This is a genomic window from Vibrio orientalis CIP 102891 = ATCC 33934, from assembly GCF_000176235.1.
Classification (GTDB): Bacteria; Pseudomonadota; Gammaproteobacteria; order Enterobacterales; family Vibrionaceae; genus Vibrio; species Vibrio orientalis.
The window spans coordinates 680,286-701,594 of sequence record NZ_ACZV01000004.1 but is presented as its reverse complement, the minus strand read 5'-3'; the positions used below and the strand labels follow the sequence as shown (position 1 = coordinate 701,594).

Annotated in this window: 18 protein-coding genes; 12 read left to right on the top strand and 6 right to left on the bottom strand. The window is 44.2% G+C overall.

Translation table 11 applies throughout. The annotated features are described in order from the left end of the window. The first annotated feature begins 1 nt into the window (after position 1). Both VIA_RS06635 and VIA_RS06630 read left to right on the top strand, forming a co-directional pair. Positions 2-1,312 carry a pilus assembly protein gene (locus VIA_RS06635; protein ID WP_004411912.1) on the top strand — a complete coding sequence of 437 codons (1,311 nt, stop codon included), beginning with the start codon at positions 2-4 and terminating at the stop codon, positions 1,310-1,312. A gap of 1 nt (position 1,313) precedes the next feature. Beyond that, positions 1,314-1,880 (top strand): OmpA family protein, encoded by a 567-nt coding sequence (locus VIA_RS06630; protein ID WP_004411910.1) that lies wholly within the window; start codon positions 1,314-1,316, stop codon positions 1,878-1,880. Positions 1,881-2,026: 146 nt separating this feature from the next. Here VIA_RS06630 and VIA_RS06625 read toward each other — a convergent pair whose 3' ends face one another. The 3 genes from VIA_RS06625 to moeA form a co-directional block, all read right to left on the bottom strand. After that, positions 2,027-2,860: a sulfurtransferase gene (locus VIA_RS06625; protein ID WP_004411908.1), complete on the bottom strand. Its 834-nt coding sequence runs from the start codon at positions 2,858-2,860 to the stop codon at positions 2,027-2,029. Between the two features lie 355 nt (positions 2,861-3,215). After that, positions 3,216-3,965 carry a molybdopterin-synthase adenylyltransferase MoeB gene (moeB, locus tag VIA_RS06615; protein ID WP_004411906.1) on the bottom strand — a complete coding sequence of 250 codons (750 nt, stop codon included), beginning with the start codon at positions 3,963-3,965 and terminating at the stop codon, positions 3,216-3,218. 9 nt (positions 3,966-3,974) lie between these two features. Further along, positions 3,975-5,210, bottom strand: coding sequence for a molybdopterin molybdotransferase MoeA (gene moeA, locus VIA_RS06610; RefSeq protein ID WP_004411905.1), 1,236 nt, complete (start codon positions 5,208-5,210; stop codon positions 3,975-3,977). A gap of 158 nt (positions 5,211-5,368) precedes the next feature. Here moeA and folE point away from each other — a divergent pair, with 158 nt between their 5' ends. Next, positions 5,369-6,022: a GTP cyclohydrolase I FolE gene (gene folE, locus VIA_RS06605; protein ID WP_004411903.1), complete on the top strand. Its 654-nt coding sequence runs from the start codon at positions 5,369-5,371 to the stop codon at positions 6,020-6,022. 106 nt (positions 6,023-6,128) lie between these two features. After that, the gene (gene dbpA / locus VIA_RS06600) at positions 6,129-7,505 is read left to right on the top strand and encodes an ATP-dependent RNA helicase DbpA (protein ID WP_004411900.1); all 1,377 of its coding nucleotides are present in this window, start codon (positions 6,129-6,131) and stop codon (positions 7,503-7,505) included. Between the two features lie 72 nt (positions 7,506-7,577). Here the strand turns inward: dbpA and VIA_RS06595 are convergent, their stop codons facing one another. Next, entirely contained in the window at positions 7,578-8,453 is an 876-nt protein-coding gene (locus VIA_RS06595) for a hypothetical protein (RefSeq protein ID WP_004411899.1), read from the bottom strand. A gap of 172 nt (positions 8,454-8,625) precedes the next feature. Further along, positions 8,626-9,069, bottom strand: coding sequence for a hypothetical protein (locus tag VIA_RS06590; protein ID WP_004411896.1), 444 nt, complete (start codon positions 9,067-9,069; stop codon positions 8,626-8,628). Positions 9,070-9,591: 522 nt separating this feature from the next. Between VIA_RS06590 and VIA_RS06580 the strand changes: the two genes are divergently transcribed. Continuing rightward, positions 9,592-10,800 (top strand): NupC/NupG family nucleoside CNT transporter, encoded by a 1,209-nt coding sequence (locus VIA_RS06580; protein ID WP_004411894.1) that lies wholly within the window; start codon positions 9,592-9,594, stop codon positions 10,798-10,800. 90 nt (positions 10,801-10,890) lie between these two features. Here the strand turns inward: VIA_RS06580 and VIA_RS06575 are convergent, their stop codons facing one another. Next, entirely contained in the window at positions 10,891-11,805 is a 915-nt protein-coding gene (locus tag VIA_RS06575) for a LysR family transcriptional regulator (protein WP_004411892.1), read from the bottom strand. A gap of 584 nt (positions 11,806-12,389) precedes the next feature. Here VIA_RS06575 and VIA_RS06570 point away from each other — a divergent pair. From VIA_RS06570 to luxE, 7 genes are all read left to right on the top strand, one after another. Then, entirely contained in the window at positions 12,390-13,583 is a 1,194-nt protein-coding gene (locus VIA_RS06570) for a glycine C-acetyltransferase (RefSeq protein WP_004411887.1), read from the top strand. A gap of 80 nt (positions 13,584-13,663) precedes the next feature. Then, a complete protein-coding gene (gene tdh / locus VIA_RS06565) occupies positions 13,664-14,695 on the top strand; it encodes an L-threonine 3-dehydrogenase (RefSeq protein ID WP_004411885.1) in 1,032 nt (343 codons plus the stop codon). A 923-nt stretch (positions 14,696-15,618) separates the two neighbouring features. Next, positions 15,619-17,052 (top strand): long-chain-fatty-acyl-CoA reductase LuxC, encoded by a 1,434-nt coding sequence (gene luxC, locus VIA_RS06560; protein ID WP_004411884.1) that lies wholly within the window; start codon positions 15,619-15,621, stop codon positions 17,050-17,052. Positions 17,053-17,067: 15 nt separating this feature from the next. After that, positions 17,068-17,985 (top strand): acyl transferase, encoded by a 918-nt coding sequence (locus VIA_RS06555; RefSeq protein ID WP_004411883.1) that lies wholly within the window; start codon positions 17,068-17,070, stop codon positions 17,983-17,985. A 34-nt stretch (positions 17,986-18,019) separates the two neighbouring features. Further along, positions 18,020-19,087, top strand: a complete 1,068-nt coding sequence (gene luxA / locus VIA_RS06550; protein WP_004411881.1) for a luciferase subunit alpha — start codon at positions 18,020-18,022, stop codon at positions 19,085-19,087. A 26-nt stretch (positions 19,088-19,113) separates the two neighbouring features. Further along, positions 19,114-20,088, top strand: coding sequence for a luciferase subunit beta (gene luxB / locus VIA_RS06545; protein ID WP_004411879.1), 975 nt, complete (start codon positions 19,114-19,116; stop codon positions 20,086-20,088). Between the two features lie 84 nt (positions 20,089-20,172). Further along, positions 20,173-21,309: a long-chain-fatty-acid--protein ligase LuxE gene (gene luxE / locus VIA_RS06540; RefSeq protein ID WP_004411877.1), complete on the top strand. Its 1,137-nt coding sequence runs from the start codon at positions 20,173-20,175 to the stop codon at positions 21,307-21,309.

Sequence of the window (21,309 nt, the reverse complement as noted above, 5' to 3'; positions counted from 1 at the left end):
TATGCCAACGATCAGGAAAAATCGAGGAGTAGCAGGAATACTCTTTATCGGTCTGCTACCTATCATGGTCATTTTCATGGCTTTTTCGATGCAAATGTCACAACAGATGTTGGCGCATGCGCGTGTGTTAGAGGCGGCAGAAGTTGCCAGTTTGGCTCTAATCGCAAGTCCTAAGGAGTCGGAAGACGATAATGTCAAATATGCACGTCAGTTAGTGGATAGGTATGTGGTTGATAATATCAATGATGTCGACGTTGAAGTCTACACGCGTAAATGTGAGTACAAAGATGGTTGTGTACAGGCTAGCGGTGAGGTTGCGCCTTTTAGTGATTTTGTCGTAAGCGCGAAAGCTGAACATAAATCGTGGATCGCGTACGAAGAAGCGGAGCTGAAACCAGAGTTTGAAGTCGCAGGTAAGTCCGTGACGCGCAAATACCTTCCCCAACCGGTTGATGTTTACTTTATTGGCGACTTTAGTGGCTCGATGACAGGTCACTGGAAAGGGGGAAAAACCAAGCTTGATGTTGTTAAGCAAACCATCGAGCGCGTGGTGGAAGATATCGCAGATTTTAATACCGAAGAAAAAAGCCGTGTTGCGTTATTGGGATATAACCCGTTGCATGTCAAACAGAGCGGAACAGTATATTTGAATGCGTACGGCTATCGCAGATCTTGGCCGAAAAAAATCGCTTACGATTATGCTCGAGGGACCAGCGCGCAAACAGTGGCAAAAATGTTTGATCCACCAAGCGTATATTCGCGAGTGCAAGAGTATGTTCGTGGGATGTCACGTCTCGACGTTGAGAACCTTGTTGTGAATAACGACCGATTTGTCGACTATTACAAGTTTTACGATATTCCGCTCACAGAGGATTACACCCACTTTAAAGCTCGACTGGCAAGTGCTTGGTTGGGCGCAGAAGGGGGCACCTCGTCATGGAATGGAATTATCGCTGCTGCCCAAGAGGCAAATAGAGCAACCAACATCAACCCTGAACAAGTATTTATCGTCCTGTCAGATGGTGCTGACAACGATACTAACTATTTACAGCGACTGGTGAATCAGGGGCTGTGCACAAAGCTACGTTCAACCATATCCGCTAAAAGGAATCGATTCCAAAGCAAAACAGGCAGCGCTGGTAAAACCAAAGTGACGATGGGCGTTATTGGTGTGGACTATCGGGTGAAAGAATCGGATGGATTTGGGGATTGCTTCGGTCGCAAAAACATCTATCACGCCAAAGATGGTGATGACGTTTACAAATACATTCTAAACCTAATTAATGAAGAAACAGGAAGACTTAAGGATTAACATGAAATACCCAGTAATTATTACTTCACTTTTACTATCACCGCTGGGTTATGCGAACTGCTTAGGTAGCGTTGATGAATACATAACATCAACTACCTTGGTCTCTTCTCATACTGTAAAAACTCAGGTTAGCGGGCATCTAACTCAGCGTGAAGCGAAATCCGAAAACACGCTGTTAAATAGTGGCCGGGATGTGGTTCATTCTGAGGCTGCAGACGACGTATGTTTCTACGATAAAGAAACACAGTCTTTGGTGCTCAACTACGGTATAGATATTTACAAACTGTCTCCTAACCATAAACAGGTGCTAGAGCAGTACTTAGGCTTGGTAAACAATACCGCTAAGATTTACATCGAAGGACATGCCGATAGTCTAGGCGGTGAGGGATACAACAAAGCGCTGTCTGCTCGTCGAGCTAAGCAGGTCGCCAAGTATCTTAAAAGCGACTTAAAGCAAGGAAACAGAATCGTTGAACATGCCTATGGTGAAAGCTCGCCTATTTGTAACCTTGAGCAAAATAGCGCGACTGGTTGCAATCGTCGTGTTGTTATCACCATTAAGTCGTGATGCGTTGCTTAATATTTGCTTGTTTTTGTATTCTATGGGCGATGGCGATGAGTGGCGCCCTGTAAATGATAAACAGCCAGCTTTTATAGCTGGCTGTTTTTACTTGGTTGCCGCAATAACTGAGACATTGTGCAATAACAATATTGCTATTTACTGCTGATAGGTAAGTCGCTATCGGCGCCCCATTCAGTCCATGAGCCATCATATACCGCAAGATTGGTATATCCACTTAGTTCGGCTGCTAATAAAACGATACAGGCGGTAACGCCTGAACCACAGCTAAACAGAGTTTGAGATGCGTCAGCAGAAAGTGAGTGTTTCAAGATCGTTTTAAGTTCGTTGACCGGCTTTAGCTTGTGTTTGTCCATCAGTTCAGCGAAGGGCTGACAAACAGAATTTGGAATATGTCCGCTGCGAATGCCTGCGCGTGGCTCAGCAACTTCGCTATTAAAGCGTGCTCTTGCACGAGCATCCACGGTTAAACTCTCGCTGTTGTCTATTTGTTGCACAACATACTTAGCATCGACAAAGTACTCAGGGTTTAGCTTACCTGAAAAATTACCAGCGGCGCTCGCTACAGAATACTCTGTTCTGGTGTCAAAGCCAGCCGCCTTCCACTCTGTCAGGCCGCCATCAAGAATATACACTTCATTGTGTCCCATCGCTCGTAGCATCCACCAGGCTCTTGGTGAAGCGAAAGTACCACTGTTGTCATACACGACAATCACAGAATCGTTATTCAGTCCTAACTCTTGAGCAAGTGAGTTAAAACGTTCTTCGCTTGGCATCATATGAGGGAGGGAGCTATCAGGGTCGCAGAACACTTTGTCATAGTCGAAGCGGCGCGACATTGGAATGAAGTTGGCTTTATCCTTTTCAACTTCGCCCGGGATCTGAAAATCAATACTGGCATCAAGAATAACCAAATTGGGATCATTGAGTTGCTGATTAAGCCATTGTGGGGTAACAAGCGGTGACATACTTATTCCTTGTATTGTGATTGAAAGCACTTTATGACTGTATAGGATACATGGTCAGAAAAGAAACTCTGTTCTTGTTGAATAGTGACATGGGAATCTTTTGGGCAATCGATCTTTGGATCGGATTGAAGGAGTAGGCTTTGATTGTTATCGGTAACAATGTTGAGATAGCGCCGGTGCCCATCTAAAGATTGGGTTAGCGTTTGTGAAACAACCGTTCCAGTCACTGTTGAAGAGGAATTGGCAGGGAGAAACAAAAGAGTTGCAGCGAAAACAAGGCAAAGTAATAGCATAGCAGTGAGGAAAACTTTGGGATTATTCATCGATAGATAGCCTTCCTCACTTGCTAAACAGCTTAACTACACACCGGGCAGCTAGGCATCTTCATTAAGTTCATCTCACGCCATGACATACTCATCGCGTCGAGCATTAAGATTTTACCTTGTTTAGGCGTGCCGTAGTTGGCGATAACTTTAATCGCTTCCATAGCTTGTACCGCACCGATAATACCGACGACGGGTGCCATAACACCAGCTTCAACACAGCTTAACGCCGCATTACCAAATAGGGCGCTTAAACATTGATAGCATGGTTCGCTTTCATCTTGGTAGGTAAAGACACTGACTTGACCTTCCATACGAATCGCAGCACCGGAAACCAATGGTGTCTTCGACTGAAAACACAACTTATTTAGCTGGTTACGCGTCTCGACGTTGTCTGATGCATCAAGCACTAATGTGTGCTGTGTGATGAGTTCAGCGAGTTCATCATCTGACAAACGCTTATCAACCGTGTCGAGCTCGATGTGTGGATTTAACTGCTGCAAGGATTGAGCGGCAGAAACAACCTTCTTAACACCAATGTCGCTGTCGTGGTGGAGTACTTGACGTTGTAGGTTTGATAACTCAACAATATCGTCATCGATTAACGTAAGCTTACCAACGCCTGCCGTTGCTAGATATTGACTGGACGCACAACCTAAACCACCAGCACCTAGAATCAAAATCGAACTTTGTTTCAGTGCCTCTTGGCCTTCAAAGTCGAATTGTTTCAGGATGATTTGGCGGTTGTAACGCAGCATCTCTTGATCAGATAAGATCTCCAATGGCTGCTCCTAGTATAACGTTGAGTTAAACAGTTGAATGTTGACTGTTTCACCGACTTCTATGCGACCACGTTCACGCTCAAGTACCACAAAGCAATTGGCAAGGCTCATAGAGCGGAACGCACCAGAGCTTTGGTTACCGGTGGTTTCAACCACAAACTTGCCATCTTCAATAGAGTAGATGCCACGTTGGTAATCTGTACGGCCAGGCGCTTTCTTGAAGGCACTTTTTGTCATCGCTGGAATTGATTCAGGCGCTGTCCATTCACTGTGGCCAGCAAGTTTGGCTAGAAGCGGTTGTACCAGAACATACATAGTCAATACAGCAGACACTGGGTTGCCCGGAAGACCACAGAACCACGCGGTAGAAAGCTTACCAAACGCGAACGGTTTGCCCGGTTTAATTGCTAGCTTCCAAAAACCAATTTGCCCTAGCTCTTCAAGAATATCTTTGGTGTAGTCAGCTTCACCAACGCTGACACCGCCAGACGTCACGACCACATCAGCCAACGTTTGAGCTTGTTCAAACGTCGCCTTTAGGGTTTCTGGGCAATCAGGAATAATGCCTAGGTCAATCGCTTCACAACCAAAGTTTTCGATTAGAGGTTTAATACCGTAACGGTTGCTGTCGTAGATTTGGCCTTCTGCGAGTGTTTCACCTAATGGTTTTAGCTCATCACCAGTTGAGAAGAAAGCAACACGCGGCTTACGGACGACGGTTACATGGCTGATACCGAGAGTCGCGATCATTGGAATATCACGTGAAGTTAGACGAGCACCTTTCGCCAGTACCGTTGCACCTTGCGCAATATCGTCACCCATAGGGCGAATGTTGTTCTGAGGCTTAACATCGGTTTGATTGAATTGAATACCTGCATCGGTCACTTCGGTATTCTCTTGCATGATCACCGCGTCACAGCCTTCAGGGATCTTTGCGCCCGTCATAATGCGAATACAGGTACCTTGTGGCCATTCGCCATGGAACGGTTGTCCTGCAAATGATTTACCCGCTAAAGGCATAACATTGTTTTGCGCCAAATCTGCCAGACGCAGAGCGTATCCATCCATTGCTGAGTTATCAAATGGAGGGACGAAAATAGGGGATAGAATGTCTTCAGCTAATACGTAGCCAATTGCTTCGGCTAGGGGGAGTTGTAAGGTCGCTTGGATAGGTTTAATTGGCGACAGCATTTTTTCCATCGCATCTTCGATCGGCATCAAGCCAGGAGCATCACAGCAGCCCATATCAAAATCCTACTCTTTTATTATTGTCAGATAATCCGGTCACTTTACCACAGAAAGCCTTGTGCAATAATGACCTTCGATAAAATATGGGTGTAATTATTGATAAATCCGAGTATCCTTGTCTGCCATCCGAAAGGGGTAAAGTAAGAGGAAGTGGTATGTCAGGTCTTAGCGAATCAGCGAAGTTAGTTAAAGATGCGCTAGAGCAACGAGGATTAGAAACGCCAATGGCGCCTAATCAGTTCAGTCGAGATGAGAAAAAAGAGAAAATTCAACACCATATGCGTGAGATTCTTTCTCTATTAGAACTTGACCTTACCGACGATAGCCTTGAAGAAACACCGCAACGTATCGCGAAGATGTACGTTGATGAGATATTCTCAGGGTTAGACTATTCAAACTTCCCTAAAATCACGGTTATCGAAAATAAGATGAACGTGAGCGAGATGGTTCGCGTGAAAGACATCACCGTGACCAGTACATGTGAGCACCATTTAGTGACGATTGATGGCCGCGCGGCTGTCGCTTACATTCCTCGTGGCAAAATCATTGGCTTATCAAAGATCAATCGTATAGTTCGATTCTTTGCTCAGCGCCCACAAGTGCAAGAGCGAATGACGCAACAAATTCTCGTGGCACTGCAAACATTGCTAGAGTCAGATGACGTAGCAGTAACGATTGATGCAACACACTACTGCGTGAAATCACGTGGTGTGATGGATGCGACCAGCGAAACAACCACAACAGCGCTTGGTGGTATCTTTAAATCGAACTCAGCAACAAGACATGAGTTTCTGCACGGAATTCGATAGGGCTGAGTAACGATTCAACCGATTTTCAAACCGCTTCGTTATTGAAGCGGTTTTTGTTTTTATCGTTAACCGACTTTTGGTTAACACATCCTTAAAGGATAAAATTGTGACAACTTCATTTAAAACGCTGAACCTAAGACCTGAGCTGACTGAAACACTTGATAGCCTTGGCTACACAGAGATGACGCCAATTCAGCAGCAAGCACTGCCGATGGTATTGGCTGGCAAAGACGTTATCGGCCAAGGTAAAACGGGTTCAGGTAAAACGGCGACGTTCTCATTGGGTCTATTGAGCAACCTTAACGTGAAACGTTTCCGTGTTCAGACTTTGGTACTTTGTCCAACGCGTGAACTAGCGGACCAAGTAGCCAAAGAGATCCGTACGTTAGCGCGTGGTATCCATAATATTAAAGTGCTAACCCTATGTGGCGGTATGCCAATGGGACCACAAATTGGTTCACTTGAGCACGGCGCGCACATCTTAGTCGGTACGCCGGGTCGTATTCTTGATCATATGTCTAAGGGGCGTATTAGCCTTGATGAGCTAAATACCCTGGTACTGGACGAAGCGGACCGTATGCTAGATATGGGCTTTGAAGACGCCATTGATACCATTATCGATGCTGTTCCAGAAAAACGTCAGACACTACTATTTAGTGCAACTTTCCCAGACAACATCGATTCTTTGGCTGCTAAAGTGATGGTTAACCCAGAGATGGTTAAAGTCGAATCGACGCACCAGAAAAGTACCATTGAACAGAAGTTCTATAAACTGAACACAACAGAAGAGCGTGATGATGCACTAGAGGCTCTACTATTAACGCATAAACCAGAATCATCAGTTGTGTTCTGTAACACCAAGAAAGAAGTACAAAACGTAACAGATGAGCTTGGTCATCGCGGTTTTAGCGTGGTTGAACTTCATGGTGATATGGAGCAACGTGAACGCGAACAAGCGCTGACAATGTTTGCTAATAAGAGTATCTCTATTCTTGTTGCGACAGATGTAGCAGCGCGTGGTCTGGACGTTGATAACCTAGATGCCGTATTTAACTTTGAGTTGTCACGTGACCCAGAAGTGCACGTACACCGCATTGGTCGTACTGGCCGCGCAGGTTCGAAAGGCGTAGCATTTAGTTTCTACAGCGAGAAAGAAGAATACCGCGTTGCGCGTATCGATGAATACATGGATATTGCGATCAATGCATCAGAGCTACCTGAGAAGCCAGTTGAACGTGCTTTCTATCCAAAGATGCAGACGATCCAAATCTTAGGCGGTAAAAAGCAGAAGGTTCGTGCAGGTGACATCTTGGGCGCGCTAACTAAGCAAGCAGGCTTAGACGGTAAGAAAATCGGTAAGATTAATATCCTAGCGATGGTTTCTTACGTGGCGGTTGAGCATGACATTGTTAAGCCTGCTCTAAAGCAGTTACAAACTGGCAAGATGAAAGGGCGTAACTTTAAAGCTCGTGTAATGAAGTAATACTGAAGCGCGTTTATGAATACGTAGAACCCCGCCATTTTGGTGGGGTTCTTTCGTTTGAATGAGCTGAAATTAAATGTTGTGGAATAGGATTTCTAGCCTAATCGTGGCTTTGAATTCACCTAAACGGTCAGTGTTAGGTTCTTTAGACCAATTGTATTCCGGCGTTAACTCGTAAAAGAACCAAGGGCGCAGAATGTTTTGACGATAGGTGACCGACATATGTGTATTGGAAATATAATGGTACGGACGATTGGTACCTGTGGTACTCAATTGATAGTTTAGCGCTTGCTGGTCCGAGATATGTTGGTAGAGGGTAAGGCCAGAACCGAGCTCCCAACCTTTAATATCATCTTCATAGGTGGCGAAGTTGCTCCAGCGAAGTAAGAATTCAGGGCTAAGAGAGTAATCTAGGTCGAGCTCTGTTGATTCTCCCGTCAGCGTTTTCTTTTGATACACTTTTTGCGTCGCTCGCAGCAGCAGATCTTCAGAGAGCGGATAGGTATATCGGAAACGTGCTTCTGCGCCAGGATGAGCGGTGATTTTAAAGTTAAGACTCGTTCGTTCGCTGTTAAGCCAGTCGTATTGAAGGGCAAAGACATTCTCAGCCTCATCACTGCTGTTTGGGAAAAGGCCGAACAGGTCATCTTCATCATCTGATTCAATGACTAGTTTTAATCGCTTGGTTACTTTGGGTAAATAAAACCGCGCCTTTAAGCGTGTCTTATATTGGTAGCCTTCACCCTTGACATAAGAAAAGTCGTTTCGCCATCGGATCACACTGCCAGCATTGGCATCTTCATCTATACGCTCATCAACAAAGAAATTATCAAACCATATCGCAGGCTGACAAACGCGACTGTTTACGTAGTTAAAGGCGGTATCAAGGATTTGCGCTGAGTCGGGCTGGCTGTGACACGAAGAGTAATCGACTTCGTTTTCAGCCAAACAAGTAGCGCTTACAAATAAGAGTGGGAAAGCAATTAAACGCAATGGAAATACAACATTAGAGAACTTAGAGACCAGTATGGCGAGGATTGATTCGCTTGGTCAATAGCTAAGTTGATTAACAAATAGAAAGTGAAATGCCAATCGCAGAAGTGATTGGCATTTACGACGATTAAGACTGAGCGATTTGCGCGTATTGGCGTAGTAAGTCGGTTAACGTCGTTACCCATTCAAGCGCATTTTGTGGGCTCTGCTTAAGGATAACTTCGACGTGATTACAGTGAGTTTCTAACGGAATTGCACGTTCAAGATGGAAAGAAACAGTGTAAAAGTGCCACAGCAATAGACGCTGCATACGCAGAATGTTTTGCTCTTTGTTCTCTGACTCACTAAATAGAGCAGGGAGCTCACTGAGGGCAATCGCATTCATTCGAAGCATGGCATCAAACTGCGCTTCTTGCAGTTTATCTTCGTTTTCAGTTTCACTTTGCTCGAAAGTAAAAAGCTCCGTCATAGACTCTTCAGGAACAAGTCGATGAACCATACGAAGGCTAAGCTCTTCGAGTTCATCTCGAGGCATTACAGAGAGGGATTGATAAGTGTAATCGCGTTGCATGGTATTTCTCAGAGATGATAGTAGGGCGGGTATTCTAACGGCTCAGTCTCAGATTACCAGATATAGCAATTACGCTATAGGCAAAAAAATCCCCGCATGCCCGCGGGGAAACTTTATTGTTGTGCTTGCTAGGTTAGCCTATGACGTTGTTAGAGAACTTATTCTTGTCGTAAATCTCATTCCTTAAAACTAGAAGCTATTGATAACTTAGCCAGTAAATAATCAATATTTTTTCTCAAATACTCAAAAAGTGTGACGTCGATTCAACAAAGCTTCAATCAAATATTGCCATCAAATTTGTCAAGATGACGTTAAACAGAGGACTAGATTTAGTCATTTTGATTGAAAGATGAACGCTTGAACGTTTGCGTAAAAATATGTGATGAATATCTCACTTGTGGCGCTATACTTTCCGCCCGGTTGAGAGTAATCGCTCTACCAATACAAGCCGTCACACGGAATGGTGAATGACCCCACGGACAGGACCAGCTATCTATTCAATGCTTGTAGAGGTAATTTTAAATGAATGTGTTATTTGGCTTAATCGGTGTGGCATCTTTGCTGCTTTGTGCAGTGTTGCTATCAGAAAGTCGAAAATCAATTAACTGGAAAACAGTATCGCGCGCTTTGATGCTTCAGGTAGGCTTTGCCGCGTTAGTTTTGTATTTTCCTTTAGGCCAAGCGGCCTTAACATCACTAAGTGGTGGCGTTTCAAGTCTATTGGGCTTTGCCGATGAAGGGATAAAATTCCTATTTGGCGACTTAGCTAGCACTGGCTTCATTTTTGCGGTTCGCGTCCTTCCTATTATCATTTTCTTCAGTGCTCTTATTTCTGCCCTTTACTACCTAGGCATTATGCAAAAAGTTATCGAGTTTATCGGTGGCGGCATCCAAAAATTCTTAGGCACCAGTAAAGCAGAATCGTTAGTAGCGACAGGTAATATCTTCCTTTCACAGGGTGAATCTCCACTTCTTGTTCGTCCTTTCCTTTCTCGAATGACTCGTTCTGAACTGTTTGCTGTAATGGCTGGTGGTATGGCATCGGTAGCGGGCAGTGTACTGGGTGGTTATGCTGGCTTAGGCGTAGAGCTTAAGTACCTAATTGCAGCAAGCTTTATGGCGGCTCCGGGTAGCTTAATGATGGCAAAAATCATTGTCCCTGAACGCGATACGCCCGTTGATCAATCGGATATCGAAATGGATCAAGCGCAAGATAGCAACGTGATTGATGCCCTTGCAAGCGGTGCAATGAACGGTATGAAAGTCGCGGTTGCAGTAGGTACTATGCTTATTGCTTTCGTGAGTGTGATTGCAATGGTTAACACTGGCCTAGAAAGCCTAGGTGAAGTGGCAGGCTTTAGCGGTATTACACTGCAAGCGCTGTTCGGTTACCTGTTCTCGCCTTTAGCTTGGTTGATTGGCGTTCCTTCGAATGAAGTACTGATGGCAGGTTCATACATTGGTCAGAAGATCGTAATGAACGAGTTCGTTGCTTTCATCGATTTTGTTGAGCACAAAGCACTGCTATCTGAGCACACTCAAGTTATCGTTACTTTTGCACTGTGTGGTTTTGCCAATATTGGTTCTATCGCAATTCAGCTTGGCTCTATCGGCGTAATTGCTCCAGAGCGTCGCTCAGAAGTAGCAAACCTTGGTATCAAAGCGGTACTTGCGGGTACATTAGCTAACCTGATGAGTGCGTGTCTAGCGGGTATCTTTATCCTGCTTTAATCAATACCCAGTTTTCAAATATTAAGCCCAGAGTGAATGCTCTGGGCTTTTTTTGTTTTAGGTTGCTGTATTTGGTTGCTGCTTTGCGAACTACTGGTTTCGAAGCTGCTCGGTGATGTAATCAATAAATCCACGCAGTCTGGCTGGCATGTACTTGGTCTGCGGGTATTGCATAGCGATCGCGCCGTGGTAATTACTTTTAATCGTCCAATCTGACAAAACAGGCACGACTTGCTTCTGTGCGATGGCATCAGCAATCACAAAATCATGGAAAATCCCAATTCCTAGCGCGTTTTTTACACCGGTTAGCCGCATCTGGGAGTGGTTCACTGCGTAGCGGCCTGATACGGATACTGAGTGATATTCATCATCTTTGAAAAAGTCCCAAATATGGTCACGATCGTTTTCTGCTAGGTACAAACAATCATGCTGCTCTAACTCAGTTGGGTGCTCAGGCATTCCCTTTTGAGCGATGTAATCGGGACTCGCACAGAGTACTAGGTTAGTTTTACTGACTTCTCTAAGCACCAAGTTTTCATCAGGTTTGTCAGTCAGTTTGAACGCGACATCAATGCCATCACGGATAAGATCGATCTCCCCGTCGGCGACACGCAGTTTTAGCTGAATATCGGGGTATTTTTGTAAGAAAGGGACAACGTGGGGCTGCAATACGGAGTTTAGAAATGCTTCTGGCGCTGCGACGGTAAGCGCTCCAGACATCTCTTCATGGGCCGATGTTGAAAGCTCTACCGCTTGCTTGGCGGCATTAAGCATTACCATGGCTTGATCGTAAACTTGCTGGCCCGCACGAGTGATGATCAATTTACGAGTGGTTCGTTCAAACAACTTGACCGACAGTGATGTCTCTAGCCGAGTAACCAGTTTACTCAACGCAGAAGGGGTGACGTTCAACTGCTTCGCTGCTGCAGTAAAGCTACCTTCATCGACAATAAGAATGAAGCTGGCAAGATCAGGAAGTAGGGCGATGAGTTTGGTATTTTTCATAATCCGTTTGGGTTAATTGTTTGTTAATAATGTTATGTTGAGATTACGATCGCAGTTTGTTCTTGAACTGTACGATATGTTGAAAGCGTCGTAATAGTCAAAGGAGATGACTTATGCAGCAAGCCACTACGTTACTCGATCTTTGGTCGATGCTTGAAAACATCTTATTTGCCGCGCTGGGCGTATTCGCATTTTCTGTAATGACGCTGATGCTTCAAAATCGAGAGTAAACTCTATTCCCCACAATATGACTAGCCTTTTGTTGGGCGTACCACGGATAGTTTGGTCGCCCTTTAGGCTCAATTCCCTTAGGTGACAGCCTTTCATCTAACGTAGCTTACCTCATCCAAACGCTAATAATAACAACCTTTACATCACTAACCTGTGAGCTTGGTCATTAAATGTCCTTATTTGTGCCTGTGGTTCATTAATGTTTTTCCACTCGGTGGGATAATGAAAATTACGTGCTTGAATTACACTTAAGACATTAGATTTTTATCTTCAGAACTTGTTTGCAACTGCAAGGCTGAAGACGGGTAGCAAGTGATAACGACTTGCCAATAATAACTAGGAAGGAATTTGCAATGTCTTCTGCATTCTACAATCAGATCCAACAACAAATCGAAGAAGTAAAGGAAGAAGGCCTTTACAAATCTGAGCGCGTAATTACTTCTCAGCAGCAAGCCGCTGTTAAGATCTCAACAGGTGAAGAAGTACTAAACTTCTGTGCAAACAACTACCTTGGCTTAGCGAACCACCCTGCACTAATTGAAGCGGGTAATGCGGGTATGGACCAACACGGTTTTGGTATGGCGTCTGTGCGCTTCATCTGTGGTACGCAAGATATCCATAAAGAGCTAGAAGACAAACTATCTACATTCCTAGGCAAAGAAGACACTATCCTTTACACATCGTGTTTTGATGCGAATGCAGGCCTATTTGAGACCATTCTAGGCAAAGAAGATGCGATCATCTCTGACGCGCTAAACCATGCTTCAATTATCGACGGTGTACGTCTATGTAAAGCAATGCGCTTCCGTTACTCGAACAACAATATGGAAGAGCTAGAGCAGCAACTTATCGCAGCGAAAGAAGCAGGTGCTCGTCACATTCTTATCGTGACTGACGGTGTGTTCTCAATGGACGGCGTAGTAGCAAACCTTCCGGCTATCTGTGACCTAGCAGATAAGTACGGCGCGTTGACAATGGTTGATGACTCGCACGCAGTTGGTTTCATGGGTAAAACGGGCGCTGGTACACACGAGTTCCACAACGTTGTAGACCGTATCGACATCATCACGGGTACGCTAGGTAAAGCAATGGGTGGCGCGTCAGGCGGTTACACGTCTGGTAAAGCTGAAGTGATTGACTGGCTACGTCAGCGTTCTCGTCCATACCTATTCTCTAACTCTGTTGCGCCTGCGATTGTTAGCGCTTCGATCCGCGTTCTTGATTTGCTTAAAGAGAGCGGTGAGCTTCGTGAGCATCTATGGGAAAACGCTGCACACTTCCGCGCTCGCATGGAAGACGCTGGCTTCACTATGGGTGGTGCTGACCACGCAATTATCCCAATCATGTTGGGTGATGCAAAAGTAGCGGCAGAGTTCGCTGAGCGTGCACTTGAGAAAGGCATCTACGTTGTAGGCTTCTCATTCCCAGTCGTACCAAAAGGTCAAGCGCGTATCCGTACTCAAATGTCTGCAGCGCACTCACGCGAGCAGCTAGACCGTGCTATCGACGCGTTCATCGCAGTTGGTAAAGACATGGGCATCATCTAATTTTCGCAATAGACGGAAATAGATAACACAAGATCATTGATTCTCGCCCGAACGGTGGGCGAGATGAATTAGGTAACAATATGAAAATCAAAGCTCTTTCTAAGCTAAAGCCTGAAGAAGGCATCTGGATGACTGAGGTTGAGAAACCTGAAGTTGGCCATAACGATCTTCTGATCAAGATTAAGAAAACTGCTATTTGTGGTACAGACGTACACATCTACAACTGGGATGAATGGTCACAAAAGACTATTCCTGTTCCTATGGTTGTAGGTCACGAATACGTGGGCGAAGTGGTTGGCATGGGTCAAGAGGTTCGTGGCTTCGAGATTGGTGATCGCGTTTCTGGCGAAGGTCACATCACTTGTGGTCACTGTCGTAACTGTCGTGGCGGTCGTACTCACCTATGTCGTAACACAACCGGTGTTGGTGTAAACCGTACTGGTGCGTTCTCTGAGTATCTGGTAATTCCTGCGTTTAACGCATTTAAGATCCCTGCAGAGATCTCTGATGATCTGGCCTCTATCTTTGACCCGTTTGGTAACGCGGTACACACTGCATTATCTTTCGACCTAGTGGGTGAAGACGTTCTTATCACAGGTGCTGGTCCAATCGGTATTATGGCAGCAGCAGTTGCTAAGCACGTTGGTGCACGCCACGTTGTTATCACTGATGTGAACGAATACCGTCTAGATCTTGCGAAAAAGATGGGTGTTACACGTGCTGTAAACGTAATGGAAGAGAAGCTTGAAGATGTAATGTCTGAGCTTGGAATGACAGAAGGCTTCGACGTAGGTCTAGAAATGTCTGGTGTACCTTCTGCGTTCAACAGCATGCTAACCAACATGAACCACGGCGGTAAGATCTCTCTACTAGGTATTCCACCATCAGATATGGCGGTTGACTGGAACCAAGTGATCTTCAAAGGTCTTGTTATCAAAGGCATCTACGGCCGCGAAATGTTCGAAACTTGGTACAAGATGGCTTCTTTGATTCAGTCAGGCCTAGATCTTACTCCAATCATCACTCACCACTACAAAGTGGACGACTTCCAAGCAGGCTTCGACATGATGCGCTCTGGTATGTCGGGCAAAGTTATTCTTGATTGGGAATAAGAGAATTTAGGCTCTAAATAGCGAAAGGCGACAGGTCAAACTGTCGCCTTTTTTACATCTGTTTACGCTAAATACCCCTCGATTACGATGATTATCGCCACTTTGTCGCCATTCATTCTCTAATGGATTTAGGTAGACAGCTTGTATTAAATACGCTGGCGCTTTCGTATAACACAAAGCATGAACCGTCGGAGCAATAGCTAGGATAATGGCCCTATGGAGAGACTATTTAGAAGCCGAAAAACCTAATGGGTTCCGGCGACGGTTTACCTGACTAAAGCTCAGGAAAAGATAGACATGATCCGCCCCAGCAGTTTTGGATACCGAGTTAAGTGATTAGAATTACTAGCTAGGTGAACCATGACAACTAAAAAAACAGAATAAACATTCCCCAGAATTTAAAGCAGAAACCCTGAATCGAGCAGATAAAGTAGGAGTAGCTTCGGTAGCAAGACAGTCTTTTTACATGAATCCCAAATCTACGGGTGGCGGAAGAACTCGAAGAAAGAGACCAATATTTTGGCCCAAATTAGTTAGTTCAAATCGCCTAACGTATTCAAGTGGCTTAGTTTCTTGGATTCAAAACTGCATAACGATTCAATTTTCCCTTCTCGATTACCAGAACAAACTAGCTCTTACTGGGTTTGTTAAAGCTACTATTAAAACTCTATGCATAAATCATAAATACTATTTATGATCGATTGAATTTTATTGTCAGAATGATCAATTTAAATATTTGAATAAATGGGGGTTGTTTAGTGATCTTTTTAATTGTAAATGATTTTCATTGTAACTAATTTAGATGATAATGATTACCAATATCGTGATTGGGTTATTGTATTTGACTGAAAGAAATTAATTGTCTTTTAAATTGTATATTTAAATATTATTGTTTTTTCAAATTCAAAGGAGAATCTCTTGATATGGAAAAACAATTACCTTTAATTATAAATGGGAAAATAATTTCTACTGAAGAAAATCGATTTGAGATCAATTTTGAAGAAAAAATAGTTAAGATTGATTCCTTTAATCATGTTCATTTATCCCAGATGGTGAATCATGACTACTTAAATGATCTAAATATAAACAATATAATCAATTTTCTTTATACAACGGGGCAGCGTTGGAAAAGCGAAGAGTATTCAAGAAGAAGGGCATATATTCGGTCTCTTATTACTTATTTGGGGTATTCACCACAAATGGCGAAACTAGAAGCAAATTGGATTGCAATGATCCTTTGCTCTAAGAGTGCGCTCTACGACATTATTGATACCGAACTTGGCTCTACGCATATACAAGATGAATGGCTACCGCAGGGCGAGTGTTATGTGAGGGCTTTTCCTAAAGGACGCACGATGCATTTGCTTGCAGGCAACGTTCCTCTATCCGGTGTGACCTCAATACTGCGAGCCATACTGACAAAGAACCAGTGTATTGTCAGAATGTCAGCATCGGACCCTTTTACTGCCCATGCGCTAGCGATGAGCTTTGTTGATGTCGATCCAAATCATCCTATTTCTCGTTCCATTTCCGTATTGTATTGGCCTCATAACTCGGATACGACACTCGCTGAAGAACTACTCAGTCATATGGATGCGGTGGTTGCTTGGGGTGGGCGAGATGCCATTGATTGGGCGGTTAAGCATTCACCTTCGCACATTGATGTTTTGAAGTTTGGTCCGAAGAAGAGTTTTACCGTTCTTGACCACCCAATCGACTTAGAAGAAGCCGCATCGGGTGTTGCTCATGACATTTGTTTTTATGATCAAAATGCCTGCTTTTCTACTCAGAATATTTACTTTTCTGGAGATAAGTATGAAGAATTTAAATCAAAACTTGTTGAAAAATTGAATCTTTATCAAGAGGTTTTGCCAAAATCAAAGCAAAGTTTTGATGATGAAGCTTTATTTTCTATGACGCGTCTGGAGTGTCAATTTTCTGGATTGAGGGTTATATCAGAGCCGGGAAATAACTGGATGATAATCGAGTCAGAACCTGGAGTTGAATATAACCACCCATTAAGTCGTTGTGTTTATATCCACAAAATAAATGCAGTTGATGATGTTGTTAAATATATAGAGAAACATAAAACACAAACGATTTCTTTTTATCCATGGGAGTCTTCCAAGAAATATCGAGATGCATTCGCCGCAAAAGGAGTAGAAAGAATCGTTGAATCTGGGATGAATAATATATTTAGAGCCGGTGGTGCCCATGATGCCATGCGACCACTTCAACGTTTAGTTCGATTTGTTTCTCATGAAAGACCATATAAGTTCACCACTAAGGATGTATCTGTCGAAATAGAGCAAACCCGCTTTCTCGAAGAAGATAAATTCTTGGTTTTCGTCCCTTAAATAAGGAAATTTACAATGAGTAATCGATGCAAGACTATTGCACACGTGTTGCGCGTGAACAATGGTCAGGAAATTCACGTCTGGGAAACGCCCCCAAAAGAAAATGCACCTTCGAAACATAGCACTATTTTAATTGCCTCTGGTTTTGCCAGAAGAATGGATCACTTTGCTGGGTTAGCTGAGTATTTATCTGAAAATGGTTTCCATGTTTTCCGTTATGACTCCCTTCATCATGTAGGGCTTAGCTCGGGCTCGATTGATGAATTCACCATGACGACGGGCAAAAACAGTTTGTGTTCTGTTTATCACTGGCTGCAGACCAAGGGTACACAAAACATTGGTTTGATTGCAGCAAGTCTCTCAGCTCGTGTCGCCTATGAAGTTGTTTCTGATCTCGAGCTGTCTTTTCTGATTACCGCGGTTGGTGTGGTTAACTTGCGTGACACTCTAGAGAAAGCGCTTAGCTTTGATTACCTCAGTTTGCCTATCAATGAGCTGCCAAACGATCTCGATTTTGAAGGCCATAAGCTTGGTTCTGAAGTGTTCGTTCGCGACTGCTTCGAGCACCATTGGGATACCTTTGATTCCACTCTCGACAAAGTAGTCAATACCTCGGTTCCTTTAATCGCCTTTACCGCTAACAACGATGACTGGGTTAAGCAAGAAGAAGTCTATGACATGTTAGCGCATATCCGCAGTGGAAATTGCAAGCTCTACTCCTTGCTTGGGAGCTCTCATGACTTGGGTGAAAACTTGGTTGTGCTACGCAATTTCTACCAATCCGTTACCAAAGCCGCCATCGCAATGGATGGAGGTAGCTTAGAAATCGACGTTGACTTTATCGAGCCAGATTTTGAACAACTCACCACCGCCACTGTGAATGAACGTCGCTTGAAAGCGGAAATTGAAAGCCGTGCGCCAGAAATGGCTTAGGTCTTATCGCAATACCAACAAATAAGGAAATGTTATGAAATTTGGAAACTTCCTTCTCACTTATCAGCCACCTGAGCTATCTCAGACCGAAGTGATGAAGCGATTGGTTAACCTGGGCAAAGCGTCTGAAGGTTGTGGTTTCGACACTGTTTGGTTACTAGAGCACCACTTTACTGAATTTGGGTTATTAGGCAATCCTTATGTGGCCGCTGCACACCTACTAGGTGCGACAGAAACGCTCAATGTTGGCACAGCAGCCATTGTATTGCCTACTGCCCATCCGGTTCGACAAGCAGAAGACGTAAACCTATTGGATCAAATGTCGAAAGGACGATTCCGTTTTGGTATTTGTCGCGGTTTGTACGACAAAGATTTCCGTGTCTTCGGTACAGACATGGATAACAGTCGAGCCTTAATGGACTGTTGGTATGACTTGATGAAAGAAGGCTTCAACGAAGGCTATATCGCGGCGGATAACGAACATATTAAGTTTCCGAAAATCCAGCTGAATCCATCGGCTTACACACAGGGCGGAGCTCCGGTTTACGTGGTCGCGGAGTCAGCATCAACGACAGAATGGGCAGCAGAGCGTGGCCTTCCAATGATTCTAAGCTGGATCATCAACACTCACGAGAAGAAAGCGCAGCTTGATCTTTACAACGAAGTCGCGACTGAACATGGCTACGATGTCACTAAGATTGACCACTGTTTGTCTTACATCACCTCCGTCGACCATGACTCAAATAAAGCCAAAGAAATTTGCCGTAACTTTTTGGGGCATTGGTACGACTCATATGTGAATGCCACCAAGATTTTTGACGACTCTAACCAAACAAAAGGTTACGACTTCAATAAAGGTCAATGGCGTGATTTTGTGTTGAAAGGCCATAAAGACACCAATCGCCGAATTGATTACAGCTACGAAATCAACCCAGTAGGGACGCCTGAAGAGTGTATCGCGATTATCCAGCAAGATATTGATGCGACAGGTGTTAACAATATTTGTTGTGGTTTTGAAGCAAACGGTTCTGAAGAAGAAATTATCGCATCTATGAAACTATTCCAGTCCGATGTGATGCCATATCTCAAAGAAAAACAGTAATTAATATTTTCTAAAAGGAAAGAGAAATGAAATTTGGATTATTCTTCCTCAATTTTATGAATTCAAAGCGTTCTTCTGATCAAGTCATCGAAGAAATGTTGGATACGGCACATTACGTAGACCAGTTGAAGTTTGACACGTTGGCCGTTTACGAAAACCACTTCTCTAACAATGGTGTCGTTGGTGCCCCATTAACAGTGGCTGGTTTTTTACTTGGTATGACAAAGAACGCCAAAGTGGCTTCGTTGAATCACGTCATTACCACGCACCACCCAGTGCGAGTGGCGGAAGAAGCGTGTCTACTCGACCAAATGAGTGAAGGCCGTTTTATCTTCGGCTTTAGTGACTGTGAAAAGAGTGCAGATATGCGCTTCTTTAACCGACCAACGGATTCTCAGTTTCAGCTGTTCAGTGAGTGTCACAAGATCATCAATGATGCATTCACTACTGGGTACTGCCATCCAAACAATGATTTTTATAGTTTTCCTAAAATCTCCGTTAACCCACACGCGTACACTGAAGGTGGTCCTGCGCAATTTGTGAATGCGACGAGCAAAGCAGTGGTGGAATGGGCGGCTAAGCTAGGGCTTCCACTCGTGTTTAAATGGGATGACTCGAATGCGCAAAGAAAAGAATACGCCGGTTTGTACCACGAAGTTGCTCAGGCGCATGGTGTTGATGTTAGCCAGGTGCGACACAAGCTCACATTATTGATCAACCAAAATGTTGATGGTGAAGTAGCAAGAGTAGAAGCACGCGCGTATTTGGAAGAGTTTGTCCGTGAATCTTACCCAAACACTGACTTTGAGCAAAAAATGGCAGAGCTGTTGTCAGAAAATGCCATCGGTACCTATGAAGAGTGTACACAGGCAGCGCGAGTTGCGATTGAGTGCTGTGGTGCCGCGGATCTATTGATGTCTTTTGAGTCGATGGAAGATAAAGCGCAGCAAAGAGCGGTTATCGACGTGGTAAACGCCAACATCATCAAATACCACTCGTAACGTTTAACTAATGCGGAAGGGGCAGTGATGCCCCTTATATCACCATTCTTTTCGCGCGATAGCGCTAACTAATAGAGGCATTATATGGACGTACTTTCAGCGGTTAAGCAGGAAAATATCGCAGCGAGCACAGAAATCGATGACCTGATTTTCATGGGAGCTCCTCAGAAATGGTCATTGCAGGAACAAAAACAGCTGACATCTCGCCTTGTTAAAGGTGCATATCAATACCATTACCACAATAATGATGACTATCGTCAGTTCTGCCAGAGGCTGGGAGTCGAGGAGGAGGTGGAAGATCTCAACGATATCCCCGTTTTCCCTACTTCTATTTTTAAGTTGAAAACCCTATTAACACTTGGCGATGAAGAGGTAGAGAATCGCTTTACTAGTAGTGGTACTAGTGGCATCAAAAGTATTGTCGCACGAGATAGACTGAGTATTGAGCGACTACTTGGTTCAGTAAATTTCGGTATGAATTACGTAGGTGATTGGTTTGATCATCAGATGGAGTTGGTGAACTTAGGCCCTGACCGCTTTAATGCTAACAATATTTGGTTCAAGTACGTCATGAGCTTAGTCGAGCTCCTTTACCCGACCGCATTTACTGTTACTGAGGATGAGATCGATTTTGAGGCGACAATAGCCAATATGAATCGTATTAAACAGTCCGGTAAAACCATTTGTCTTATCGGCCCTCCATATTTTATCTATTTATTGTGCTGCTTCATGCGCGAGCATGGTCGAACTTTCAATGGTGGTCGCGATCTTTACATCATCACTGGTGGTGGCTGGAAAAAGCATCAGGATCAATCGCTCGATAGAGACGAGTTCAACCAACTTCTGTGTGAGACTTTTGCCTTAGAAAGCGCGGAGCAGATTCGAGACACCTTTAATCAAGTTGAACTGAACACCTGCTTTTTTGAAGATACAGAACACAAAAAGCGTGTACCGCCGTGGGTCTTTGCAAGAGCTCTGGATCCTAAAACATTAAAGCCACTTCCGCATGGCCAGACGGGACTGATGAGCTATATGGATGCCTCGGCGGTCAGCTATCCCTGTTTTCTAGTGACTGATGACATTGGCATCGTGCGAGAAGAAGAAGGCGATCGCCCGGGAACCACCGTTGAGATCGTTAGAAGAGTTAAGACGCGAGGTGTTAAGGGGTGTGCCCTAAGTATGTCTCAAGCATTTAAAGCTAAGAACGAAAGAGGCAATTGA

What these genes read in the sequence shown, in the direction of transcription:
- VIA_RS06635 (WP_004411912.1), top strand. Translation starts at nt 2, where the DNA reads ATGCCAACGATCAGGAAAAATCGAGGAGTAGCAGGAATACTCTTTATC.
- VIA_RS06630 (WP_004411910.1), top strand. Translation starts at nt 1,314, where the DNA reads ATGAAATACCCAGTAATTATTACTTCACTTTTACTATCACCGCTGGGT.
- VIA_RS06625 (WP_004411908.1), bottom strand. Translation starts at nt 2,860, where the DNA reads ATGTCACCGCTTGTTACCCCACAATGGCTTAATCAGCAACTCAATGAT.
- moeA (WP_004411905.1), bottom strand. Translation starts at nt 5,210, where the DNA reads ATGGGCTGCTGTGATGCTCCTGGCTTGATGCCGATCGAAGATGCGATG.
- folE (WP_004411903.1), top strand. Translation starts at nt 5,369, where the DNA reads ATGTCAGGTCTTAGCGAATCAGCGAAGTTAGTTAAAGATGCGCTAGAG.
- VIA_RS06590 (WP_004411896.1), bottom strand. Translation starts at nt 9,069, where the DNA reads ATGCAACGCGATTACACTTATCAATCCCTCTCTGTAATGCCTCGAGAT.
- VIA_RS06580 (WP_004411894.1), top strand. Translation starts at nt 9,592, where the DNA reads ATGAATGTGTTATTTGGCTTAATCGGTGTGGCATCTTTGCTGCTTTGT.
- VIA_RS06575 (WP_004411892.1), bottom strand. Translation starts at nt 11,805, where the DNA reads ATGAAAAATACCAAACTCATCGCCCTACTTCCTGATCTTGCCAGCTTC.
- VIA_RS06570 (WP_004411887.1), top strand. Translation starts at nt 12,390, where the DNA reads ATGTCTTCTGCATTCTACAATCAGATCCAACAACAAATCGAAGAAGTA.
- tdh (WP_004411885.1), top strand. Translation starts at nt 13,664, where the DNA reads ATGAAAATCAAAGCTCTTTCTAAGCTAAAGCCTGAAGAAGGCATCTGG.
- luxC (WP_004411884.1), top strand. Translation starts at nt 15,619, where the DNA reads ATGGAAAAACAATTACCTTTAATTATAAATGGGAAAATAATTTCTACT.
- VIA_RS06555 (WP_004411883.1), top strand. Translation starts at nt 17,068, where the DNA reads ATGAGTAATCGATGCAAGACTATTGCACACGTGTTGCGCGTGAACAAT.
- luxA (WP_004411881.1), top strand. Translation starts at nt 18,020, where the DNA reads ATGAAATTTGGAAACTTCCTTCTCACTTATCAGCCACCTGAGCTATCT.
- luxB (WP_004411879.1), top strand. Translation starts at nt 19,114, where the DNA reads ATGAAATTTGGATTATTCTTCCTCAATTTTATGAATTCAAAGCGTTCT.
- luxE (WP_004411877.1), top strand. Translation starts at nt 20,173, where the DNA reads ATGGACGTACTTTCAGCGGTTAAGCAGGAAAATATCGCAGCGAGCACA.